Genomic DNA, 21,847 nt, shown 5'->3' with positions numbered 1-21,847 from the left:
ACAATCAGCTGTTCAGCAAGGCCTCAACGACCTGCTTTAGAGTTCCAGGATCCACGGCGCCGTTGTACTTGCGGCCGTTGATAAAGATCGTTGGTGTTCCCGACAGTCCCGCGTCGTTGGCCTGTTTGATATCATCCTGAATCTTCTTCACGATGTCCGGCGAGGCCTTGCACTGCTTGATCTGTTCATCATTCAACCCCACATCCTTGGCCCACGCAACCAGCCTTGTGGAGTCGATATCACGGAAATTGTCAAAGACGCGCTGATTCATGTCCCAGAACTTGCCGATCTGCCCGGCGCAACGGGTCATGATCGCAGCTTCACAGGCGAAGGCATGCATCTTCGTTTGCACGCTTGGGTTGCAGTTGCTGTCGAGCGGGAAGTTTTTGAACACGATGAGAACCTTGTCTCCCATTTCCTGATGCAGGGCTTTCAAAGCCTTGGAAGCCGTGGCACAGGCGGGGCACTGGTAGTCGGCGTATTCCACGATCTTGACTTTGGCGTCGTCCGAGCCCAGGCGATAGTCTTCACCCAGTCCGCTGTAAGCGGTGTAGTCGATTTTCACCGAAGGAGAAGGTGTGGGATCCAGTGCGGCCAGGATCGGCGCCTCCCGATTCGCCCCGAGTTTTTCCATGTGCTGTTGCACTTCCTCCTCGGTCATCGGATTGTCAGGTTTGAAATTGCGGGTCGAAGTCGGCTTCACCACCTGATAGACGGCTATCGTGGCCACCAGGGCGATGATTCCATACCAGCCGCCGTTGTTAATGCTTTTGAAACTCCAGGGTTTGGGAATCGCATCGCGGGTAAAGAACAGCACCGCGGCTTGCATCAGCGTGACAGCATAAATACCGACACAGGTTGGGCAGATTTTTCCGATCACAAATTCCGAGATCCCAAAGAGGACGATGGAAACCAGCACCCCGATTCCCACCATGACCGCATAGGCTTGCAAGGCATCCTGCCGCAGGTTTTCCTTCATGCGGGCGGTGATAAGCAGAGCAAAAAGACCGAGGAAGTAACCAATTCCATAAACGCCCATCGGGTTGCCCCAGGGGTCCTCGGCGAACTTGCTGTTCGCGATATCATCGCAACTCAGGGTGTCATTGATGTTGCAGGCAAAGCTGGTCGCGCCTGCCTGCTTAAGCTCCAGATGATGGAGGAGCGAATAGATCGACAGGCCGATGCCCAATACCGCCAGTATGCTACCCAGCAGCAGCAGATTCTTAAACTTCTCTTCTCTGTTTACCATGGGGCTGATTCTCCTTCCGCAGAGCCTCTACAAGAGGGATCATCGTAAAAGAGCAACCGGCGCCTGGCAAGCAGAGAGAAAAATCGTTGACAACGAAATCGGGTTCAAGCATAAACCGTGTCTACCTCGCAGCATTGCGAGGCGATCTTCTGCAAAGAGATCGGGGGTATAGCTCAGTTGGTAGAGCGTCGCAATGGCATTGCGAAGGTCATCGGTTCGATCCCGTTTACCTCCACCATGAAAAACCCGCTGCTTGGGATTCCAGCAGCGGGTTTTTTCGTTTCCGTTAAGTAAATCCCAGGATAGATACGTGCCCGCTGCGCGGTCACATGGACTTGTTTTGAGCCCGCGTTCGCGGGCTGGAAATACAGTCTATAGTCAAAGCAATTTCTGCTAAATCTCGCACTTCTGCCTGAATCGTCAGCTCATCCTCCCAACTTGCTTAACCAGAAAACGGCTATTAACCAACAGTAGACTTCACGTCAAGAAATCAGTTCGATACCTTTTACTTCCCACCACTCATTAACATAAATCCAATTTCACAATCAGTATGGACACGTGCCCGAACCATAGTCACTTGAGTTCCTCTGGTAGGGGCTTAAGCAAAATCTTAGATTGTCCTTCAAAATTTGTCTCAGCAAAACGATCCGGCGGATTTACTAACAATTTGATTCTAATTGCGAGCCACGACAGATAGCGGTCCATTTGGAATTTTAAAGGTCTGGAAGTGAACCCAAGAGGACTCATGCCAAGCAGGTTTGTAGTAATCCCAAATGACAAAATTGCTTTGGGCCGAAAATAGAATTCTATTGCAATAGGGCTTTCGTCTGAATTTGCGCTTTGTTTTGGCACGAATCCCCATTTCCCTCATCAGTCGTTCCACCCGCGTTTCACTGCACTGAAATCCCTGCTTCAGAAGCTCCTTATGGATTCTGGGACTTCCGTAGTTTCTGCGGCTATCTTCAAATATACGTCGAATGGCAGCCTGAATCCTGCTGCGTTCAATCGCTCGGGGTGAGGGCCCACGCTTCATCCAGTCGTGAAATCCGCTGCGCGAAACCCCTAAAATATCGCACATGACTGAGATAGGGAAATGCTCCCGATGCTCGCGAATGAAGGCATACCTTACTTCGGGATCTCCACAAAGTATGCCATTGCCTTTTTTAATATCTCGCGCTCCATTGTAAGCCGCTTCACCTGCTGCTCAAGTTGTCTAATCTTGTCCTCCTGACTGGACAGATTGCCCTTGCCCGGAAACGCTTCCTGGCCACTGTGCTGGTAGTCCTTGATCCAGGACCCCAGGGCTGGCTGGCTTATCCCCAGATCTCTTGCCACATCGGAGGCCTTCATTCCCTTCTCCGTGACCAGCTTTACAGCTTCAATCTTGAATTCTTTGGTATAGCGTTTTTGCTTTTTCTTGTCAGCCACTTGGCACCTCAATGTAAGGGTTATCCACCCATTATACATTCCCCGTGTCCGATATTCTGAGGAGCTTCAGTCTAGACTTAAATTCATAGTTTATTGGCAGTTACAATCGAAGAGATGGGCTATAGATCAATCAGCTTATAAAATTCAATAAATTGATCTGCAGAACTTTCAAAATAACATCTTACATTGACACACTCCGCGATCAACTGACCTCAAAAGCGCATGTGGCCGGCATATTCTAGGATTTTTCTTCTTCTTGAAAAGGCGATCAACTGCTCGAAATCAGTCTTGCCATCACATAAAATCTTAAGCATGATCGCTTGGATGGATACTTGAATAGTACAGGGTCGTTTGATACCACTCTAAGCCATCGGCCCTTTGAACAAACCATTTCAGAGGATGAAGAATACCAATGACCCGCTTCGAAGCTCCTCTTGATACAATGAAACGACTTAATCAGCTCGCAGAAAAAGCTATCAAAGACGTTGGGCCAAGATACTGTGAAGCTACCCATGTCGAACTCCAAATATCAAAATACTTCGATGGTTTGTGCCGGACCAAGCAGTTTAAAGAACTACTGCAAAAGATCAAAGGTGAAACACGCAGAGCCTTTAAAGCAGTTGATGATCACTCTTTCTACACGCCCAACCATGAACTTTCTGAGACTTTTGCAAAATTACGCGCATCCGTCGAAATAGTTCTTAAGCATAGCGAAGAGCTAGATTTTAGCTTTGACTATGATGCACACGGCGTCTCCCTTAACCAAGAGTGCAAAGAGCTATCCGAAATTGCAGAAAAATTGGAAAGGTTACTTTACGAATATAAATCGCCGGATGATGACAAGGACAGGAAGTACTCTGGATTTAAAAGCAGAGATGAAGAATACCGGTACTATTTCAGGCGATTTTCCGCAAAGGCACATGAATTTTATCTGATCACTGCGGGACATGCTTTTGAGCTATACAAAAAACCTACGCTTTGGATCAGTGGTGTAGCCGGTAGCGGGAAAACTCATTTGCTCTGCGATATCGTCAAACAAAGATTGTCAGATTCCCAACCCTCGATTTTTCTGCTTGGACAACAAATCGCAGACAAAGAAATTTGGTGGTCCCTTGGAAAAAGCATAGGACTTCCTGAGAGCCAAAGGTCACAGGATGATTTTATTTCGGCCACGAAACACCTCTCAGATCACTATAAGTCTAAAGTTCTAATAGTTATTGATGCAATCAACGAAGGCATAGGCCTGAGTTATTGGCCAGAGAAGATTCCAGTCCTTTTAGAAATGACTCTTGAAAACAGGCACTTGTCTTTAGTAATCAGCTGTCGAAGTAGTTATACGAATTTTTTCAAACCACAAAATGAATGGATTTTCGTCGAGCATAGAGGTTTCGAACAAAATATATTCCAAGCGACAAAGCGATTTTTTCAACACTACTCCATCGTAAGCCACGAAATACCTTTAATTGGTGAATTTAGCAATCCACTTTTTTTAAGAACATATTGCGAATCTCTTAGTGGCGAAACCATAAAAACGACTAGCCGCGGACATAATGGAATAAAGTTTATTCATGAAGAATATTTTAAAAAAATCGATTTATTGATTGGAAAAAAAATTGGATACCCCCCATCAAAAAAACCTTGCCATCAGATAGCGAAGGAAATCGCGCTAAACATGGCTAAGGCAGGACAAGAGTGGATCTCAGTTAAAGAATTTGAAACTATCGTCGACGAGGAAAAGGCTACTTATGGCATCAAAGGAGATATCGGCTACCATATGCTGGAGGAGGGTTTATTCTCTAAAGATATATATTACAATACAAAATCAAAAGCACAAGAAGAAGGGATTCGGTTTGGCTTTCAGAAATTTTCCGATATATTCATTGCCAGAGAGGTAATGAAGATTGAAAAATTCTCCAAGGAAAACATAGGACGTAATTTTAAAAAATCTCGTCTAATCGCAGATATTTTCTCCAGGGCTTATCAAAATAGAAATCTAATAGAGGCACTGGCTACATTAATTCCAGAATGGACGAAGGGCCGCCATGAGCTAATAACTCTGGCCAAAGGGATGGCGGATGATGAATTTCTGTTTGAAGCATATCTAGATAGCTTGATTTGGAGGAATCCTTCGGCATTTCCTGACAAGCCTGACTTCTCAAAATTTCTTAGGCGAACCCTTGTCACGAAAAAACGTTACTATTCTTTCCTAAAAGCTGTGCTTGCCCTGTGTACGACACCCGGACACCATCTATCAGCTGAATTTCTAGACTCGCATCTTCGAAAAATTAGATTAAACAACAGAGATTCTCTGTGGTTGCCATTCCTTCATAACAATTACGACGAAGAGGGAGTAATTTCACGGGTCGTAGAGTGGGCGTGGAACATTGATCTGCAAATTGTTTCAGAAGAATCCCTCTATCTATTGGGTTTGACGTTAGTTTGGTTCTGCGCGTCTTCAAACAGATTTATTCGCGACCACAGCACCAAAGCATTAGTTTTAATTTTCATCACGAAGCCTGCATTTGCAGTAGAATTTATTGAGAGATTTCAGGAGATTGACGACGAATATATTATCGAGCGTCTTTTTGTCTCCTCATATGGAGCCTTAGCCCGTTCAACAAATCCAATAGACTTTAAGAGCTTAGGAACGCATGTTTATGAGAAGATTTTCTTAGCAAAAAAAGTCCCAAGAAATTTCGTCATTCGCCATTACGCACGTGAAATAGTCCCTCTATGTATGCTAGAAGGATGCATATCTAATGTTAACCTTGATCTGATGAAGCCACCATTCGGCTCTAACTGGCCGAAAAAGACTGTATCGAAAAAAACATTGGAAAAGAAGTTTGACCTTCAAATCGGATTTGACACAGGTGATCCTAGGTGGGGAGCTTCCACAATTTTTTCGTCTGTAATGGGCTTTGGAGACTTTTCTCGATATGTCTTGGGATCGGATCATAGTCCTCGCTGGCGGCTCCGAACGTATGTCCCGCTGGAAACTGCAATATCCGCTTTCAAGATGAAACTCAAAGGAAAACAGCGAAGAGAAATGTTTGATTTAATTGTTCGGGCCACACGCTCTGGCCTTTTGGGTTTTGACCAAGCTTCAAAGACAAGAGCAATTAACATTATCATTGCCAATATCAAAAAAAATCTGATTGCCTCTCTAGATGAGAAGAATAAAAAAGAATTGACGAACCTGTTAAAGAGGATACGTAAACCACAGAATAGTACAGAGGGCTTTGTGTCGGTCGAGACTGTACAGAACATGGTATTGGAAGGAGTGTATCGCCTCGGTTACGATCCACAACTGCACGGAATGTTTGATCGATATTTAGAGAGAGACTCTGGAAGAAGAGCAGATAAACCCGAGAGAATTGGAAAGAAATATCAATGGATAAGTTACTTCAATGTACTTGGGTTACTAATTGACCAATGCGTATATAATCGATACGGGCAAGAAATTTTAGAAGACCCGTTACTTGATGATGTTGGTTACGTTGATCAAATTGATCCGACGCTTACTCTGCGCTCCGAGAAAGATTTACGAAAATGGGAACGCGACCTTAATCTAAGTTATCCTAACCTAAAATGGGATGAGGAAAAATCAAATGCGGACTGGCTTAAGCAGATCGACGATTTATTTAGTGGTCCTGATTTAATTGAACACCATGACTCGCAAGACAAAGTTTGGACTATACTCAATGGGGGCTATACATTTCGTCAAGAAGATCCAGCTGATGCTGACCGGGATGATTCTTTAAGGCGAGATCAATTCTACCTAATTCAATCTTTCATTTTTTCCCGAAAGGATCGTCCAAAAGTAATCAAGTTTTTAAAAGACAGCAACTTTATTGGTCGATGGATGCCTGAAAGTGGCAATCGAACCAATCCTCATTTCGCAGAACTCTACCAGGAAAGATATCGCATGGAGGACTTTGCAAACGGCTTTTGGGAAAATGATCATCGCAATTTACCATTCAAGGTGATACTTCCAAATGAGAGTTATTTGTATGAAAGAGGCAACTTCGATTGCTCAATCAGCGAATCCTTTACCCTAAACGCACCGTCATACTTTCTCGCTAAAGAAATGCAGATTGGACTTGGCCATTTTGATGGAGGCTATGTATCCAAAAAAAATGGAGATCTTCTTGCGATAAATATTGCTGATCCTGTTACACCCTACGGACTCCTATTTCGCAAAGATTTGCTGATAAGCTTTTTACGTGAGCGACAGCTCGATATTTTCTGGGTAGTTTTTAGCGAGAAAAACCTAATTGGCCATTTGTCAGAGCGGTCACCTGGAAGACTCGAAGTCAGTACGGCTTTTATTCTGGATGATACAAACTTACAAGAGGTAGGACGAAAAGTTCAATATATCGACTGGTCATCAGATTGATAAAAGGTCTTGTTGGACATAAAATTTGAAGATTCAACCAGTAAGAGCTACAGCAAATTATCCATAAATATCAGGTGTAATCGAAGTAAGCCAAACGCTTGGTTGAACTAAGGTCTTTAAATGCATTAGTATGGAATTGCGTTGACAGATTCCCCTCGGCATCGCTTTCCTAGTTCAACATCTTGACTGCATTTCCTCCTTCCCGAACGTAATGGTGATAGAGTGTTAACCCGTCAACGAATGTCTCCATAGGAGTGCGGCCCTGACAGTGTTTGCCTTGGTTCGTGCGCTCGTTATTATAGTGGTTCATATACTGGTCGAGGTCGCGTTGAAGCTCATCCATTGAGGCATAGAGCTTCTTCCTGAACGCCACTGAATAGAACTCGTCCTGGATGGTCTGATTGAGCTTCTCAGTGATGCCGTTGGTTTGTGGATGCCGTGCTTTGGTCCGAGTGTGCTCAATGTCAGCAAGGTGTAAAAAGGGCTGGTACGGATGGTTTTCCGGCGTGCCGCAGTACTCGGTGCCTCGATCTGTGAGTGTCCGCATGAGCTGTACGCCATGCTCATCATAGAATGGAAGCACCTTGTCATTGAGGAAGTCTGCCGACGTAAGCGCGGTCTTGTCGCTATAAAGCTTGGCAAATCCGACGTTTGAAAACGTATCGATCCCGGTCTGCTGGTAGATCTTGCCAACGTCTTTGATGTAGCCGACGTAAAGCGTGTCCTGGCCAAAGAGAAAACCTGGATGGTAGGTTTCAATCTCCCCATGGGCCTGGCGTTCTTCCCTGGCCGATTCCAGGGCTTTAAGCTGCTCTTCAGTGAGAATGCCCTGGGTCTCAGCTGCCCATTTTTCCAGGCGCTTAAGCCTCAAGTGCTTTTTCTCAATGCCATGCCGGAGCCATACACCCCTTATGCCACCGGAGCTCACGAGAACGCCTTCCTTCTTTAGCTCGTTCTCCACCCTGGCCTGTCCATGCGTTGGATACTCGAGACTGTAAGCGAGAATGCGTTCTTCTACCTCGGTTGCGACCCTATTTGCAATCTTTGGTTTCGTCTTTGCCTTCGCAGCAAGCCTTCGACACCCTCTTCCTGCAATGTCTGCTTGATGTCGTAGTAATGCTGCCTGGAAACGCCCAACTTCCTGCAAGCCTCGCTAACGTTTCCCAAAACTTTCCCGAGTTCAACGATATTCAATTTTCTGTTAATGATATACTGATCTTTGGTCATGGTTCACCTTACTGGATAAAATGTTTAGTGTGGTAACTTCCATTTTACCGAAGGGAACCTGACCTCCTCACCTGGGCAGTATTTGCCGTGTGTAAACGCTATTCTTAACTACTGCAAATAAAAAACCCCAGATTTAGTCTGGGGTTTTTCTTTTAGTGCAGAATCGGTCTTCTTCCGATGCTGGTTCCGCCGCTACCCGGCATTGGTCCCGGGGGCGCTTCGCTAACAGTAACGGTCCCCCCGCCGCTGGGAACAGACCCGCCCGGCCCATACCACCCGCCTTGTCCGCCGCCAGTGCTTGCACCACCACTACCGCCGCCACCACCAGTAGCGCCACCACCTTCGCTTGTGCCTTGTTTTTCTCTACTTTCTTTTTGCTTCTTTTCTTGCCAGCGCTTCCATTTTATGTAAGACCTGCGGGCTTGCAGACAAGAAGTGGGCGCTAATCCGCAAGACAATCCTGCGAAAAATAAAGCAGCGCCGCCTGTTGAAATAGACCCCGCGATTCCGCTGGCACAACCAAAAGCAGCGCCAAGGCAAGACAAGGTATTCATCGTTACATCAAATTCTTCGTCAGACATGCCGTCGATTAAATCGGCGTCGGCTGAGGCGCTTTCGCGATGAATAGTGGGCGCGGGCAGGGCGTTGTAGCGTTCATTGGTCACAGCTTGAAATATGACACCTGCCGATTGAAATTCCCGTACCAGTGCCGGATCAAGCGTGTCATAATCGTCTTTTGTCACAACGATTTGAGCAAGAAACCCGTTGTGGTCAACAATTTTCGCGCAGAAATCGGAGTCACTGTAGCAGATTTCTTGGTATGTACCAGCGAAGCTTTTCGCAGCGAAAAGCATCAAAAATATAGTTAGGAAATATTTCATGTCAAACCCTTATTCCCGTCTTGTTTTTTTTGTCCGACTTGAATCACTAAAGCGCCCAAAAACAGCACTTGGGCTGTCAGTGCCAATTGCACGCTTTTATCATTCCAGCGTGGCTGGTCGGATGTAAAAGCATAAATTGCCAACGCGCCGATCAGTAATCCGAAGGTCGCGCACGCTATCTTAAGAATATTCTTCATTCTGCTGTTCCTTAAATGCTTTGGTAGAAAGGATTTCCGCGCCTATTTACGGCCAGATTTATACCCCAAACCAAGCAACAATAAAAGCGCCTGAATGACCTAGCAAGGTTAGTTTTTCTTTACCCGATCTATCCCGACCTCAATTACCCCGCTGGCAAAGATTTCCATAACTTCGCCGTCTGGTAGCGGAATCGCTTTGATCGGGATTGGTTCGGCTGGTTCCGGAGCCTTTAATTCTGACATATCGGGTCCTCCTTAATTGTGTGTTCACAAGGAAGACCAGAACGCGGTCCCGGATATTGCAGATTAAAAGGCTTTTTCTGTTCTGTTTGATGACCGCAAAAACGAACACCTACCGATTCCGGGACACCCAGTCCTTTAAAATCGCTTCAACCAATCCGTTGAAAGACCCTCCGCTGGCTTCTGCCAGCGCTTGTAAGTCATCGCGTAAGTCAATATCTATATAGATACCCGTCTTCACCTTCCGGGGCTTTTTCATACTTTCGATCAGCTTTTCGGCAGCTTGAACAGCCTTCGCTTCTGATTTCTTTACCAATTCAACCACCTTTTATGTGAATATCTACATGAAATTGTTCCCGCAATTAATCACTTAAATTTTAACATAAACTTCGGGGGCAGTATTTGCCGATAAGGATTGTGTGAAATGTGGAAGGAACAATATCATGAAAAAGCTGCTTATTTTGACAATACTTTTGACAGCCTGCGGGACTGATGAACAAGTCGACCCTGCCCCGCAGCAGGCCAGCTGGACAGAAAAAGCGAATACCTTCGCGGATGAAATTGACGAGTGTCTCGATCAGCAAACGACGAAGTGCTTGCAGAAACCGAGGAATCCGCAGCGTTCACTTGTGGAAAAACACAGCAACAATAACGCGATATTCAAGGAGAATGCGACATGAAAGCTTTAAATCAAGCCATGCAAATCTTGGCAGAAACAAAGGGTATCGACTGGAACCCTGACATTGCAGACCGCGCGACCGGACGTGCGTATGCGATCAATTGAGGCGCGATTCAGCACGCTTACATTCTTTTGAGCAGGCTATTTGCGGGGCAAGACAGCGCCGTTTCGATGCTTTTGGCCGACATCTGCCAGCACGAACCGCATACGATTCTTGCGGCTTCAGAGGTAGCATGCGTCCTGCTTGAAAGCGGGGGCGATGCCGCGCCAAGGCGTTTGTCGACAACCAACGCTTCCATGGGGACGGCCCAGCACCCATTGTCATGGCACCTATTACTTGGCTCCGCGCCGCCTTCGGGTTGAGAATGCGTCCCGCCGAGCAAACAGCAAGCATACCGCGCAGCCAAACTTCCCCGGTTGCGGCATCGACCGCGGCTTCAACGAAATGCGCGCCGAACGTGGTCTGCTGCTGCTCTTTGGCAAGTTCACCGTATTCGATTGCGTCCTCGGCAATCAGACCCTCATCACGAGCCGCCTCGCCGGGGTTCAAGCGTGGAGTTGTGTGCAACGGCTAGAGCCTTTGTTGCCCTGCCAGCGCCTTGGATGCGAATGCGCCACCGGTCATATCGAAGACTGCGACGGTTGAAATCGCTTGATGGTCTCAATCAGTTTCGCCCGGTTCACCGGCTTCGTAATATGGTCATTGCAACCAGCCTCCAGGGAACGGACCATTTCAGACTTCAACGCATGTGCTGTTACCGCCAGTATCGGCTTATCATAATTCCGCTTGCGAAGCAGCCGCGTTGCCTCCAGGCCTCCTAGTTTCGGCATCTGCAAGTCCATTAATATCAAATCATAATCCTTACGGGTCGCCATATCGATCGCTTCCAACCCATCGTGAGCGACATCCAGTATCACGCCTTCGGGCTTCAGATAAGCGCGAATCAGCGTCACGTTGTCAGCTTGATCTTCAGCAAGCAAAATCTTGAGGCCGGGCAGCTGCTGGGTACTCCTGATATTTCGAGGCGATGCCACGACGGGCGAGGATCCGGCGACCTCGTATTGAAACGCAGCATTCCGAACATCGCCCGTCGGAATCGTTAGACTGAATGAACTGCCGATCCCTGGCACACTACGTTGCAAGGATAGATCGCCTCCCATGGCCCGTGCGAGCTTCTGCGAAAGAAGGAGCCCGAGGCCGCTGCCACCGTATTTCCGTGTCACCGACGTATCGGCTTGCCCGAATAGCTGGAAGAGGTTCTTTTGTGACTCCAGCGGAATTCCAATCCCGCTATCCTCGAAAGTCATATGTATGGAGGGAGCGCCGGGTCCTTCCGAAAAGCCGATCCGCACGTGAACGAATCCGTGATCGGTGAACTTGATTGCATTCCCCACAAGGTTGAGCATGATCTGCCGCAAGCGGGCCACATCAGACCAGATCAATTCCGGGATGGGCGTCGCCAGGAAGAGCTTCAGCTCCAGATCCTTCCGCTCAGCCTGTGCCCCTAGCGCATCGAACACACCAGCCACGAGTTCGGTGACGCTCAATTGCTGGAAATCGAGGTGAATATGCCCCGCGTCCACTTTCGAGATATCGAGGATATCATCGATCAATCGAATCAAATGCGAGCCCGCCGAACGGATCCGCTGCACGAAATCCGCGCGATCAGCCTCGGTAAAGTCCTGCTCCATCAGCAGGTCGCTGAACCCTATGACGGCGTTCATGGGCGTGCGAATCTCGTGGCTCATATTGGCGAGAAATTCCGACTTCGCCTGATTCGCCGCTTCGGCCTCATTCTTCGACTTCAAAAGCTCCACATGCGCCCGATTAATGGACGTCACGTCTTCTGCCACCGCCACGGCTGCGATGATCTCCCCTCGATCATTCCTGACGGGAGCCGCATTCAATCGCATGATGCCGTCCGAGCCATCTCCGCGCTTCACGTAGGCGTCTTCGTTGACAACGACTTCTCCATGCAGGGCCCGGGCTAAGGGCCATTCCTCCGCCGCATAGGGGCGCCCATCGGCATGGAATCCCGCCCAGCCTTCGTTCTGCGGGATCGATTCGTTCGCAGCGAAATCACGGCGCCACATCTCTTTCAATTTGTGCTCCGTTGCAAACAGAAGCCGGCCTGAGGGCGCTTCAGCGACGATGACCGCGGCCGGAATCTGCTCCAGAACGGTCTGAAGAAGCCCTGACTTGGCAGCGAGATCCTCCTCCACCCGCAATCTTTCACCGATCTCCCGCAGCAATTCCTCATTGCGGGCCGAAAGGAGCAGGAGAAAGGTCGCGATCGACCCGATGGACCCGAGGCTTCCAAGGACCATAAGCCACGAACTCGTCCCCGGGAGCTCCGCCGCATGCCCCGGTGCTGGCCTGAGCGTAATCCTGAAACGCAGCCGGTCCGCGGAACTCGCCTCCGCATCGCGCGAGACGCTCAAGGTCGAATCCAGGTGATTCGACAGCCTGGCATCGGACTCATACAGCTTTACGAGCCCTTCAGCGCCATGCATGGCGACTTCAACCTTCAACGATTCGTTGAGGAAAGGCAGCATGAGCGCCTTGATCATGTCCTGGCCATTGAACACTCCGTTGAGGTAGCCGCGGGGGTCGCCGTTTGGATGCTCGACCGGCAAAACCAGCAGAAATCCCAGGTTGTTCGACGGATCCTGCACCAGCTTGACAAGTGCCGTCGCAGTCGGCCGACCGCTTCTCACGGCCGCGGCATGGGCAATGCGTCGGGTTTCGTCCGAAGCCAGGTCGTAACCTACGGCCGCCCGATTCGTTGCTAGAGGTTCAATCAGCCTGACGATGATATGTTGCGCGCGCATCTTGCAGGGTACCGTGTCCCCGCTTCGATTCTTCTCCAAGCATCCGGCCGGCGCTGAAGACATCCCCTTGGTCGATATGTGTTCAGCCCAGGCCAGGGCCCTTAATCCGGGAGTGGAAGAAAGCAGGATGTCCGCCGTATCCCGGTAACGCAGAGGATCAATGACAGCAGCATGCCGAATCTGATTCTCCAGCACGCGCATGGTATCGACATACTGATCCAGCCTGTTTTCGAACGCGGACACCAGGATCTCCACACGGCCTTCAAGGCTTGCGATCATCTCGTCGCGTTCCGACTGCCTTAATTGATAGCTCACGAGAACGGCGATGGCCGTCACCCCCGCTATCGGCAGTCCGAGGATCAGCAGGCGGCGTCTCCAGAGAGGCCTCGGTTTGCCAAAGAAGCAGAGTGCGATGGAAGTGATCGTGATGCCTCCGATGGAATCGCCAGCCCACCAATTTAACCATGAATAGAGAATCCCATCACTTTGCAGCACACCGAAACGATAAAGGATGAATGTGCTCCACGTGCTTGCGACCAGGCAGCCCAATGGACCCGCGGTCAAAACGAAGAGAAGAATCTCGCCAGGTTTGATCAAGGCCAGAGGCTGCGGTATAAGCCTGCGGATGAACCAGGTCCGAACCACCGCCTGCATGAAAGCACCCATTCCCAGCACGCTAGCGAAATATATTGCGTCGGTCCAGCTTTGAGTCGGCGCCCGCACAAGTTGATTGATAAAAGGGAGAGCGATGGCCCCGAAGAGAATGGCAGGAAGCGTGCGCCAACCTATAAGCAGCAGGGCGGCCAGCGCAATCCCTGAAGGCAGGTAAACGGGTGAGGCATACCCCGTCACTACCCCGAGCGACTGCGAAATCCTGCCGCCAATTAAGTAGAGCGCAAGAATCAGGAGATTCAGAAGAAGGATGCGGGTGCTGCCCTGCTTTTCGCCCGAGACCACAGTCTGTCCTCCGCTTCATGTACGGCAATTGATTCCAATGGCCTGAGTTTGCTGGGTGAAAGCTTCGGAAGCAAGCCTTTAAGAGTTCGCTCAGTGCAGAAACACGACACCTTCATCCTAATCCGACGGTCAGGCTGCTTTCTTAGCATGGGCTTTGCTTTGTCCCATGACCTCCGGAGGCTTTTTTTGTGCAAATTTGGTGGCCATTTCGGCCGCTGAAATCGATTTTGAACGTTCGCTGAACAGCGACTTTGAATTCCAACAGCTTTTATGACAACCAAACAAATGGTCAAAATTTGGGTAGACCAATTCATGCAATGAATCGCGGGTTCCCCGCACATATAGGAAAAGTGCAATCGTCAGCCTTCGTACTGGACTGGTATTGGGCCACATCCTGTTCAAGCAACTTTCGTATTTTGCTTTTTGCTGCTACAGATCTTCTGATCTGTTGCTTCAGTACAAATCAGAAGGGTCGACAGTGCGAAGCTGACGATCATAGCTATTCCTTAATAATCTCAGGTCCACGTGGTTTCTCGAGACTCGCAGAAGCCTTCACCTAGCACACCATGAACTACATTAGGGCCTTCGCAGATCATTGATATCATAAACAGGGCGGCTGCAACGATTGCTGCAGTCTCTGCGCTACCGGCGAACTGCCTGTCTTAGAGCGACAGTCAACTGATGCCCGTTCCATTCTATGCCTCTGCACTTTGGTTATATACATTGCATTAAATAAACCAGCACTTGGATGATTTACGAAAAGCCTACGGCCCCGATATGCTTGAGTAGCTCCGAGGGGGGGAAGGCAGATGGAGCACATCTCACACTTCCGTGTTGCCAGCTACCAACGTCCTCGCTCCCCTCAAAGTCGGATTCTGGATGAATTCCGCCTCATGAGCAGGTTGCCATGACGGCAGCCCAAGGATGGCAACGTTCAAATTCCTAACAACCCTACAGGCAGCAGGGCATCAAGACCGGCTCCGCTGGTAGAGCCTTATTGTCTAAAAATCGCCTTTCCGGCTTGCAATCCCTTAATAGTTAGACTAACTCACAACAGCAATGGCAGAGCCGTCGCAATGGCATTTCGAAGGTCATCGGTTCGATCCCGTTTACCTCCACCATGAAAAACCCGCTGCTTGGGATTCCAGCAGCGGGTTTTTTCGTTTGCTTGATGGATTTGTACCCGCTACGCGGTCACATGGACTTGTTTTGAACTTACGTTCGCGGGCTGAGAAATGACTATTCCACAACCCAGTCCTGGGTTTTGAGCTTTGATATTCGATCAAAATCTCGACCATGAGTAACAAGAATAAGATCCTGAGATACTGCGTGAGCGGCAATCAGCATGTCTATCGATCCAATAGGTTTCCCAATTTTTTCAAGAGAGGATCGAATTCGCCCGTATACTTCTGCAGCTGTGGTATCGAAATCAAGGATTTCGAATGCAGTCAAAAACAATCCGAGTGCCTCTTTGTTCTTTTCGATCGCCGAGCTTTTCTCTACACCATAATGAAGCTCAGCTACGGTTAGAGAGGACAACGCCACATCACCCGGTTTTTTCTTCATCAGTGTTTCCAACACCGATGGGTATTTCCTGCGGATCAAAAAAATACAAGAATTGGTGTCGAGCATATACTTCATAGCTCTTCACGATCCTTGTCCGCCGGCTGCGTACGCTCTTCCGGAAAATCCGAAAATATCGAGAGACTTTCGTTAAGCAATCCCCAAGGATCGTTCATTGGTATCAACACAACGGCATTGCCGATTCGCTTCACATACACTTCGTCACCAGGCAATCGGAACTCCTTGGGAAGCCTCACAGCTTGAGATCGGCCATTCTTGATCAATTTTGCAGTAGTCATCTAGAACCTCACTGGTATATACCATCTGATATATACCAATATCGGCGACCATCGTCGATATCTTAAATGTTCATTATTATCAAAAAGTTATGAGTATAGATGGTTATGCTGAAGTCGCGATGGCGTTGCAAAGGTCATCGGTTCGATCCCGGCTACCTCCACCATCCCAAACTTAAAATCCAATTCAAAATCAGAGTTAGACATGTGCCCGCTGCGCGGTCAGATAGACTTGTTTTAAGCCCGCGTTCGCGGGCTGAGATGACCCTCAAATTCGCCTTTGGTTCATCTTGGAAAAAGTTCGAAATGGCAACAACCCATTGATTTTATGCATTTAAGCAGCCCCTTTCAGGCTTGTATTTACAAACGTACATACAAGCTGTAACCTTAAGTTGAAAAGAATGGGGGAATGATGCAATTTTCCTGGGACGAATCCAAAAACAAATCCAATCAGAAAAAGCATGGTTTGAGGTTCGAAGATGTCATTCCCGTTTCCGCGATGAGTGGGCCATCGTGAGAACTGATCCCGATCACCCAGCGGAACGATGGGTTATTTTGGGAGCCGCTCGTTATCTTATCGTTGTTGTTGCCGTATACACCTATCGCGATGATACCATTCGAATCATCAGTGCCCTTAAATCCACAGCAAAGGAAAGGCGAAGCTATGAAGAAAAGTAAGAAAAAAGTCAGCCGAAAAAAGACAACTGGCATGAGAAAAGAATACGATTTTTCCAAGGCAGGTCGTGGAGCTGTTGTTGAAGGTGATAGTGTCAAGCTCCCAATAACCATTCGGTTGGATGGAGCGATTATCGACTACTTCCGAGAGAAGGCTGAAAACTCTGGTGGCGGTCAGGGCTATCAGACACTGATCAATGAGGCATTAAAGGAATACATTCAAGGCGCAAGAATTGAAACATTGCTTCTTTCTGATGACTTTGCTGAGAAGCTATCGCGATCTCTTAAGAAAAAAGACCTAGCAAGTTGAATTACCGTTGGCAATTACTACAAAGTATACAATCTTATTACTCGCCGATTGCACTGAATTCGCCTTAGCATCCGCTAGGCTTTATCTCATGCCGCTTTCCAGTTCGGTAAGCGCCTCATTCGCAGCCTTTTTAAACCGCTGCACTCCGTGAAATTGGTTGAGACTCCTGGTCCCATCCTGCAGCTTCCGAACGCCCACAAATTCTGTGACGGTCGTTCCCGGCCTAGGAATGCCCTCTTCTTTGCATCGCTAGAGATTGCAGGCAGCGAGACAGAAGTTGATGTGTGCTTCAAAAGCCTTGAAGTTCGCCGATCGACAGTCCCCGTAGCCATGATTTTGCTTCATATCCTTGTGCCAGGATTCGATGGCCCAACGGTTCCGGTAATTTTTCACGATTTCCCGTGCTGTCAGGGCCGTATTGCTCGATACAATATATTTCCTAGACTTTGAGCCATCCCTTTTCCTGACTTCTGAATATACTGCCGAAACAAGCCCAAATCCTTTGCGCTTAACGTTCGGCGCCATTCGCACGCGATATTCCTTTCGCTTCATTTTTCCGCCCGAAATGGCAACCGATGCGATTTATGGCCTTTTGAACTTTCTTGGCGTCGTAGCCTGCGTCGCACACGAAATTCAGGTGCTTGATGTCGTCTTTGGGAAAGAGTCCGCTGGCGTGAAGCCAGTTCAGCCATTCAATTACGAGATCATTCTCCGTTTTATACGTGTATCCATTATTTTCACAAAACTCCCTCGAATAATGAGCGAGAGTGGACAAAGGGACGATTTCGCCGTCCAGGAAGAGAACAAAATTGATAAACTTGTGGCCGCGGATCGATTTGGGAATCAACTCAAACTCTTGTATTATACGGCTCAGATGCTTCTGCATCATCGGCTCCTGCGCTGGAAGTTTGGTCTTTAAGTTGCTTCCAATTTCGCTGCAGGAGCTAGTTTTTTCAATAATTCAAATCAGTCATTCCACGAAAGCATTTATTTTGAGGGTCTCCATAAGCTAGGGCAAATCAAATTGCCTTCAGTCACAACTTTGAGCTTAGGCTCTATATTTTCTGCAATCGCTGAGTACTTATGCAAAAAGTAAGTAACCGAAAAAGGCATTCAAATCAATGCTTAGCACGAAGCCTTGCTAATGCTAAGTTTTTTTACGATAACGCCGATCGAAAGGGTTGGACAAGGAGTTGCTATGGTTTTGTCAATATATGCGAGTACAAGAATCCTCTTCATCTGCTCTATGCTGCTCGCATGCGGTAATGATGAGAGTAAGTTGCAATCGCTTCAGGATAGGTTTGAAGCAATATATGGCTATACGGATTGCAAGGAAGTGGTTCTTGGAACAGGGTTAACGCAGCCGACGTGGATAACAGTGTTTCAAACCTACTCCGGTGGGTACCTTGACCAAAAAGAAACAACGTTTTTGGACGAAACGTGCAAAACGTCGTTTACTTCGGTGAATCGCTGGGCAACCTATCAAATTCTGAGTTCGCCAAGCGAGGATACCGGCGAAATAAAGTTGGCAATTAACACCAGACGGATCCTCTCACTTACAAGCGATGAAGCTCCACCTGAAATGCAAGGAATTCCTCGTGTCAATTGCAATTCTGAGATGGCAGGTGACCTACGGAAAGAAGAATGCAAGACCTACTTTGATGCCACTGGTTTCGTCACCCGTTATGTGACCCTGAATCTAACTCCCGAGGGCTTGCAACCTTTCAAGGACATCGATACGGCAGGTACTACTGAAGAGACCCGAAGTACCGATCTGGCGCCATATACTTTAAGTGTTCTGAATCCGATCGATAATTAGCCACTGCTAGTAACTCAACGATAGTGGGCATTCCGAGGCCGGGAACCATAGTCGCATAATTTGTGCGCGTTCAGAAGCTGCAGGATGGGGCCAGGAGTCCCATCCAATTTCACGGGATCGGGATGCAGCGATTGAAAAAGGTCGCAAATGAGGCGCCTGCGGGCTCTCCTCAATCCCATGAACGACGTTTTGCTGGACGTTGGCAACGAAACCGACCTTTATAAAGCCATCCGGTGGCGTGTTCGCACCAACTGGTATGACCACGGGAAAATTGCCGAAGATTTCAAAGCGGTGACAAACTTACCTGTCGTATGGACATAGCATTCTGTATAGGCACACCACCCCGCAAGCCCCGGAGGGGGGGATAGGGGGGGGATAGGGGGGTGTTAGCGCTCGTCTTAGTCCTTTAAAAGTTTGTGCGTGCACGCTTGCCAACGCCATCGAGCCCGTTTACCTCCACCGTGAAAAACCCGCTGCTTGGGATTCCAGCAGCGGGTTTTTTCGTTTTCAGCTACCATAAGTTTTGGAAAGAAGTATGTCTGGGAGGCTAGCCATGGCTATCAAGATTAGCTTCGACGCTCAACAGCTGCAAGAGTTCTGTGAAGAGCAAAAAGTGAAACGCTTGGCGCTTTTCGGGTCTGTTTTGCGTGATGATTTTTCGCCAAACAGCGACATTGATGTGCTGGTTGAGTTCGAAGAGGGACAGACCCCGAGTCTTCTCTGGTGGCCTGATATGCTGGAAAGACTTTCCAAAATCTTCGGCGGACGCAAGGTTGATCTTGTTACATTAAAAAGCCTGAATCCTCGTTTAAAGCCTATCGTACTTGCTGAGGCGGTGAATCAATATGTCCAAAAGAGATGATAAAATTCTCATTGCTGACATGATCGAACACGCTACTGATGCGATTGAATTTGTCGCTGACTTTTGTCAGGACAAGAAAACGAAAGCCGCTGTTATTCACCCCATCCTTCGAGCCTGCTTAGCTAAAAAATGGCGGTCAACACCTTCTTTCAGGTAAGTTTTCATGACAGCCTGTCGCGAGATATTTAAAAACAGTGCGATCTCATCCAACTCGCGTAGAAACTCCTCGGTCAGATCTACGTTCAGTTTAACGATGTTATCGCGCTTCTCCATTTTCTGAACTTCTCTTGGCGGCATGCGTTTCGCTTCGCCAAAATACTGGCTCGTATCTTCACCACGCAGAGAGGCTGCTTCAATTTGCTCAATCGTTGCGGGCTTCGTCCTTTTCCTTTTTTTAGGAGTTTTGCTCATAAATTTTCGCCTCGCTCAATGTTGACTTCCAAAATGTTACAAGCCACTCATACTCACCTTAGTCGTCTTCTCGGACCTCTACGATGAGTGTCACCAATTTTCCTTTTACGAAACTGATACCACGTTCTCGTTTAAGCAGAGCGTTCTTTCCTTCGTCCCAGTTTACCTGCACAGGCCTGCCCCCACTTATTGGCAGATAATATAACAGTTATGAGGCAAAGTCATAACTGTTATGATTTAAACTTAACATATTTTTATTATTATAATTATTTCAATTGACGGATTGTTTGGTCTGGTAATATTGCGCAATTTCCGTGGTCGCCACACGGGATATGAAGCTCTCTGGGAGGTCTAATCCGAAAGACTTCTTCAGGGATAACATAGAAAGCCCGCTGCTTGAGATTCCAGCAGCGGGATTCCTCGTTATGGTCAACGCCCAAACTTCATATCATTCCAGTTCACCCGGCGCGTGACAATCATCGCAGTCGCAAGCAGCACAAACAGCAGGCATGAACCATAAAGTAGCGCATAATCCTCGGAAATCAAGATCCCATAAATGATGGCATCCAACAGAGCCAGCGCGAGCGCAAACCCCAACGAATGCTTCCAGGAGTGCACGACATACCTGATATAAAAACCGAGCAGAGACACCGAAGCGACACTGGCCACCAAATAAGCCCACGCAAATGCGATATGTTCGGACAGTGCAAGAAGCAGCACATAAAACAGAACCAAGGCAAAACCCACGAGACCATATTGAACAGGGTGAATGGAGAGCTGCTTGATGGTTTCAAAAACCAGAAATGCAGCAAACGTCAGGACAATGAAAAGAAATCCATACTTAACCGATCGTTCCGTCTGCTGATAAATGTCCACCGGTTGAACAAGCCTGACCCCGATCTCCTGATTCTGCAGACCGGTCGCAGCCGTCTGGCCGGTGATCAGCTGCGAGATATTGGTCGAAAAATGGGTGGACTCCCACTCCGCCCCAAACCCCTCTTCCGTTATTTGATGACTCTTGGGCAGGGCCCGTCCTTGAAAGCTCGGATGCGGCCAGCCCGCCTGAAGCACGACCTTCGTCTCTTCGCCGACAGGAACCCAACTCAGGGATTGCATGCCTCGCAGAAACAGATCGACGGCAAAAGTAAAGCTCCCCCCAGCCTGGACTTCAGAGGGCAAATCGGAATGAAATCCTCCTTCCACTCCCAAACTCACCCCGTGGTGACCGGGCTTGACAGCATAATTTTTACCGTTCCAGGTCAGCACCGGAATCGTGGTCAATCCACGACTATCCTTGACCAGAACGACAAGATAAGGTTGCAGCCACCGTAACGTGGACCCGGGAGGCGCCTGGATATCCTTGGGCTCGCTGAATTCGAAACGCCCTTCCAGTTTCAGCTGTGTCCCATAAAGAAGAATCTCATAGAGACTTCGATAACGCCGCTCCACCTGCAGGCGCCCATTCATCGTGAGTTGCCGAGGTAAAATGAATTGCTGATGCCGGGTGACGTTCTGCTTCGTCGTTCGGACACCTTTTTCGTCAACAACTGTCGACAAGGCCTGCAGCTCATAGGGCAGCACCAGAAGCGGGCCGGCCAGAATCTGGCTGCCTGCTGTGGTTTGGGCCATGTCCTGATACACCTGTTCACGACGCTGACTTCGCTCGGAAACTGTTTCCGTCACCACAATCAAGGCAATCGATAGCACCAGACCCAAAAATCCGATGATAACCAGTTTAAGAATCCCCTTCAAAGACATGCACGTTACCTCCGAAAGGTTCACCCCGCCATGAGGCGAACCTGGTACAAGAGTAGGATCCAGATAT

The 21,847-nt window shown here is 48.3% G+C and carries 22 protein-coding genes, 1 tRNA gene and 2 pseudogenes; 8 read left to right on the top strand and 17 right to left on the bottom strand.

The window, feature by feature from the left end:
- Window positions 1-4 precede the first annotated feature (4 nt).
- Window positions 5-1,249 (bottom strand): thioredoxin domain-containing protein, encoded by a 1,245-nt coding sequence (locus tag OLTU_RS03280; protein WP_141731327.1) that lies wholly within the window; start codon window positions 1,247-1,249, stop codon window positions 5-7.
- Between the two features lie 162 nt (window positions 1,250-1,411).
- Here OLTU_RS03280 and OLTU_RS03275 point away from each other — a divergent pair.
- Window positions 1,412-1,487 (top strand) — tRNA-Ala (locus tag OLTU_RS03275).
- A gap of 435 nt (window positions 1,488-1,922) precedes the next feature.
- Here OLTU_RS03275 and OLTU_RS33100 read toward each other — a convergent pair.
- Window positions 1,923-2,282, bottom strand: a complete 360-nt coding sequence (locus tag OLTU_RS33100; RefSeq protein WP_176736297.1) for an IS3 family transposase — start codon at window positions 2,280-2,282, stop codon at window positions 1,923-1,925.
- Window positions 2,283-2,374: 92 nt separating this feature from the next.
- Window positions 2,375-2,677 carry a transposase gene (locus tag OLTU_RS03265; RefSeq protein WP_176736296.1) on the bottom strand — a complete coding sequence of 101 codons (303 nt, stop codon included), beginning with the start codon at window positions 2,675-2,677 and terminating at the stop codon, window positions 2,375-2,377.
- 412 nt (window positions 2,678-3,089) lie between these two features.
- Between OLTU_RS03265 and OLTU_RS03260 the strand changes: the two genes are divergently transcribed.
- The gene (locus tag OLTU_RS03260) at window positions 3,090-7,073 is read left to right on the top strand and encodes an NACHT domain-containing protein (RefSeq protein ID WP_141731324.1); all 3,984 of its coding nucleotides are present in this window, start codon (window positions 3,090-3,092) and stop codon (window positions 7,071-7,073) included.
- A 169-nt stretch (window positions 7,074-7,242) separates the two neighbouring features.
- On the opposite strand, the pseudogene OLTU_RS03255 reads toward OLTU_RS03260, so the two are convergent.
- The 5 genes and pseudogenes from OLTU_RS03255 to OLTU_RS03240 form a co-directional block, all read right to left on the bottom strand.
- Window positions 7,243-8,300: pseudogene (locus tag OLTU_RS03255) on the bottom strand (IS481 family transposase).
- A 152-nt stretch (window positions 8,301-8,452) separates the two neighbouring features.
- Complete coding sequence (locus OLTU_RS31755; protein WP_176736295.1) at window positions 8,453-9,181, bottom strand: hypothetical protein; 729 nt, start codon at window positions 9,179-9,181, stop codon at window positions 8,453-8,455.
- Window positions 9,178-9,378, bottom strand: a complete 201-nt coding sequence (locus tag OLTU_RS03245; RefSeq protein ID WP_141731323.1) for a hypothetical protein — start codon at window positions 9,376-9,378, stop codon at window positions 9,178-9,180. Before OLTU_RS03245 ends, OLTU_RS31755 begins: the two co-directional genes overlap by 4 nt.
- Window positions 9,379-9,486: 108 nt before the next feature.
- Window positions 9,487-9,621 carry a hypothetical protein gene (locus OLTU_RS32850; protein WP_281181097.1) on the bottom strand — a complete coding sequence of 45 codons (135 nt, stop codon included), beginning with the start codon at window positions 9,619-9,621 and terminating at the stop codon, window positions 9,487-9,489.
- Window positions 9,622-9,730: 109 nt separating this feature from the next.
- Window positions 9,731-9,934, bottom strand: a complete 204-nt coding sequence (locus tag OLTU_RS03240; protein WP_141731322.1) for a hypothetical protein — start codon at window positions 9,932-9,934, stop codon at window positions 9,731-9,733.
- A gap of 127 nt (window positions 9,935-10,061) precedes the next feature.
- On the opposite strand from OLTU_RS03240, the gene OLTU_RS03235 reads away from it, so the two are divergent.
- The gene (locus OLTU_RS03235) at window positions 10,062-10,298 is read left to right on the top strand and encodes a hypothetical protein (protein WP_141731321.1); all 237 of its coding nucleotides are present in this window, start codon (window positions 10,062-10,064) and stop codon (window positions 10,296-10,298) included.
- A gap of 265 nt (window positions 10,299-10,563) precedes the next feature.
- Here OLTU_RS03235 and OLTU_RS33095 read toward each other — a convergent pair.
- The 5 genes and pseudogenes from OLTU_RS33095 to OLTU_RS03215 form a co-directional block, all read right to left on the bottom strand.
- Window positions 10,564-10,814: pseudogene (locus tag OLTU_RS33095) on the bottom strand (molybdopterin cofactor-binding domain-containing protein); the annotation flags it as partial.
- 104 nt (window positions 10,815-10,918) lie between these two features.
- Window positions 10,919-14,086, bottom strand: coding sequence for a response regulator (locus OLTU_RS03225; protein WP_141731320.1), 3,168 nt, complete (start codon window positions 14,084-14,086; stop codon window positions 10,919-10,921).
- A gap of 129 nt (window positions 14,087-14,215) precedes the next feature.
- Window positions 14,216-14,479, bottom strand: a complete 264-nt coding sequence (locus tag OLTU_RS32230; protein WP_218109811.1) for a hypothetical protein — start codon at window positions 14,477-14,479, stop codon at window positions 14,216-14,218.
- Window positions 14,480-15,325: 846 nt separating this feature from the next.
- Window positions 15,326-15,727, bottom strand: coding sequence for a type II toxin-antitoxin system tRNA(fMet)-specific endonuclease VapC (vapC, locus tag OLTU_RS03220; protein WP_141731319.1), 402 nt, complete (start codon window positions 15,725-15,727; stop codon window positions 15,326-15,328).
- A complete protein-coding gene (locus OLTU_RS03215; RefSeq protein ID WP_141731318.1) occupies window positions 15,724-15,948 on the bottom strand; it encodes an antitoxin in 225 nt (74 codons plus the stop codon). The genes vapC and OLTU_RS03215 overlap by 4 nt, the downstream gene beginning before the upstream one ends.
- A 510-nt stretch (window positions 15,949-16,458) precedes the next feature.
- Between OLTU_RS03215 and OLTU_RS33335 the strand changes: the two genes are divergently transcribed.
- A complete protein-coding gene (locus OLTU_RS33335) occupies window positions 16,459-16,623 on the top strand; it encodes a BrnT family toxin (protein WP_245676807.1) in 165 nt (54 codons plus the stop codon).
- Window positions 16,610-16,930: a BrnA antitoxin family protein gene (locus OLTU_RS03205; protein WP_218109810.1), complete on the top strand. Its 321-nt coding sequence runs from the start codon at window positions 16,610-16,612 to the stop codon at window positions 16,928-16,930. Before OLTU_RS33335 ends, OLTU_RS03205 begins: the two co-directional genes overlap by 14 nt.
- A gap of 249 nt (window positions 16,931-17,179) precedes the next feature.
- Here OLTU_RS03205 and OLTU_RS03200 read toward each other — a convergent pair whose 3' ends face one another.
- Window positions 17,180-17,455, bottom strand: a complete 276-nt coding sequence (locus OLTU_RS03200; protein ID WP_176736293.1) for a transposase — start codon at window positions 17,453-17,455, stop codon at window positions 17,180-17,182.
- Complete coding sequence (locus OLTU_RS03195; protein ID WP_141731315.1) at window positions 17,439-17,816, bottom strand: hypothetical protein; 378 nt, start codon at window positions 17,814-17,816, stop codon at window positions 17,439-17,441. Before OLTU_RS03195 ends, OLTU_RS03200 begins: the two co-directional genes overlap by 17 nt.
- 312 nt (window positions 17,817-18,128) lie before the next feature.
- Here OLTU_RS03195 and OLTU_RS03190 point away from each other — a divergent pair, with 312 nt between their 5' ends.
- The 3 genes from OLTU_RS03190 (at window position 18,129) to OLTU_RS03185 (ending at window position 19,611) form a co-directional block, all read left to right on the top strand.
- Window positions 18,129-18,749, top strand: coding sequence for a hypothetical protein (locus OLTU_RS03190; protein ID WP_141731314.1), 621 nt, complete (start codon window positions 18,129-18,131; stop codon window positions 18,747-18,749).
- Between the two features lie 177 nt (window positions 18,750-18,926).
- Window positions 18,927-19,070: a hypothetical protein gene (locus OLTU_RS32225; RefSeq protein WP_218109809.1), complete on the top strand. Its 144-nt coding sequence runs from the start codon at window positions 18,927-18,929 to the stop codon at window positions 19,068-19,070.
- Window positions 19,071-19,302: 232 nt separating this feature from the next.
- On the top strand, window positions 19,303-19,611 hold the full coding sequence (locus OLTU_RS03185; protein WP_141731313.1) for a nucleotidyltransferase family protein: 309 nt from the start codon (window positions 19,303-19,305) through the stop codon (window positions 19,609-19,611).
- Window positions 19,612-19,707: 96 nt separating this feature from the next.
- Here OLTU_RS03185 and OLTU_RS03180 read toward each other — a convergent pair whose 3' ends face one another.
- Together OLTU_RS03180 and creD are read right to left on the bottom strand one after the other, a co-directional pair.
- Entirely contained in the window at window positions 19,708-20,022 is a 315-nt protein-coding gene (locus OLTU_RS03180) for a hypothetical protein (RefSeq protein WP_141731312.1), read from the bottom strand.
- 429 nt (window positions 20,023-20,451) lie between these two features.
- Window positions 20,452-21,780 carry a cell envelope integrity protein CreD gene (creD, locus tag OLTU_RS03175; RefSeq protein ID WP_176736292.1) on the bottom strand — a complete coding sequence of 443 codons (1,329 nt, stop codon included), beginning with the start codon at window positions 21,778-21,780 and terminating at the stop codon, window positions 20,452-20,454.
- Window positions 21,781-21,847: the final 67 nt, after the last annotated feature.

Origin of the sequence: Oligoflexus tunisiensis (assembly GCF_001748245.1) — a bacterium.
Taxonomy (GTDB): Bacteria; Bdellovibrionota_B; Oligoflexia; order Oligoflexales; family Oligoflexaceae; genus Oligoflexus; species Oligoflexus tunisiensis.
Note: the sequence above shows the minus strand (reverse complement) of the source record. Positions and strands in the feature narration are given on the sequence as shown.

What these genes read in the sequence shown, in the direction of transcription:
- creD (WP_176736292.1), bottom strand. Translation starts at nt 21,780, where the DNA reads ATGTCTTTGAAGGGGATTCTTAAACTGGTTATCATCGGATTTTTGGGT.
- OLTU_RS33100 (WP_176736297.1), bottom strand. Translation starts at nt 2,282, where the DNA reads ATGAAGCGTGGGCCCTCACCCCGAGCGATTGAACGCAGCAGGATTCAG.
- vapC (WP_141731319.1), bottom strand. Translation starts at nt 15,727, where the DNA reads ATGAAGTATATGCTCGACACCAATTCTTGTATTTTTTTGATCCGCAGG.
- OLTU_RS03195 (WP_141731315.1), bottom strand. Translation starts at nt 17,816, where the DNA reads ATGCAGAAGCATCTGAGCCGTATAATACAAGAGTTTGAGTTGATTCCC.
- OLTU_RS03245 (WP_141731323.1), bottom strand. Translation starts at nt 9,378, where the DNA reads ATGAAGAATATTCTTAAGATAGCGTGCGCGACCTTCGGATTACTGATC.
- OLTU_RS03280 (WP_141731327.1), bottom strand. Translation starts at nt 1,249, where the DNA reads ATGGTAAACAGAGAAGAGAAGTTTAAGAATCTGCTGCTGCTGGGTAGC.
- OLTU_RS03260 (WP_141731324.1), top strand. Translation starts at nt 3,090, where the DNA reads ATGACCCGCTTCGAAGCTCCTCTTGATACAATGAAACGACTTAATCAG.
- OLTU_RS03205 (WP_218109810.1), top strand. Translation starts at nt 16,610, where the DNA reads ATGAAGAAAAGTAAGAAAAAAGTCAGCCGAAAAAAGACAACTGGCATG.
- OLTU_RS31755 (WP_176736295.1), bottom strand. Translation starts at nt 9,181, where the DNA reads ATGAAATATTTCCTAACTATATTTTTGATGCTTTTCGCTGCGAAAAGC.
- OLTU_RS03190 (WP_141731314.1), top strand. Translation starts at nt 18,129, where the DNA reads ATGGTTTTGTCAATATATGCGAGTACAAGAATCCTCTTCATCTGCTCT.
- OLTU_RS32225 (WP_218109809.1), top strand. Translation starts at nt 18,927, where the DNA reads ATGAACGACGTTTTGCTGGACGTTGGCAACGAAACCGACCTTTATAAA.
- OLTU_RS03215 (WP_141731318.1), bottom strand. Translation starts at nt 15,948, where the DNA reads ATGACTACTGCAAAATTGATCAAGAATGGCCGATCTCAAGCTGTGAGG.
- OLTU_RS03200 (WP_176736293.1), bottom strand. Translation starts at nt 17,455, where the DNA reads ATGGCGCCGAACGTTAAGCGCAAAGGATTTGGGCTTGTTTCGGCAGTA.
- OLTU_RS03185 (WP_141731313.1), top strand. Translation starts at nt 19,303, where the DNA reads ATGGCTATCAAGATTAGCTTCGACGCTCAACAGCTGCAAGAGTTCTGT.
- OLTU_RS03180 (WP_141731312.1), bottom strand. Translation starts at nt 20,022, where the DNA reads ATGAGCAAAACTCCTAAAAAAAGGAAAAGGACGAAGCCCGCAACGATT.
- OLTU_RS03235 (WP_141731321.1), top strand. Translation starts at nt 10,062, where the DNA reads ATGAAAAAGCTGCTTATTTTGACAATACTTTTGACAGCCTGCGGGACT.
- OLTU_RS32850 (WP_281181097.1), bottom strand. Translation starts at nt 9,621, where the DNA reads ATGTCAGAATTAAAGGCTCCGGAACCAGCCGAACCAATCCCGATCAAA.
- OLTU_RS32230 (WP_218109811.1), bottom strand. Translation starts at nt 14,479, where the DNA reads ATGTGGCCCAATACCAGTCCAGTACGAAGGCTGACGATTGCACTTTTC.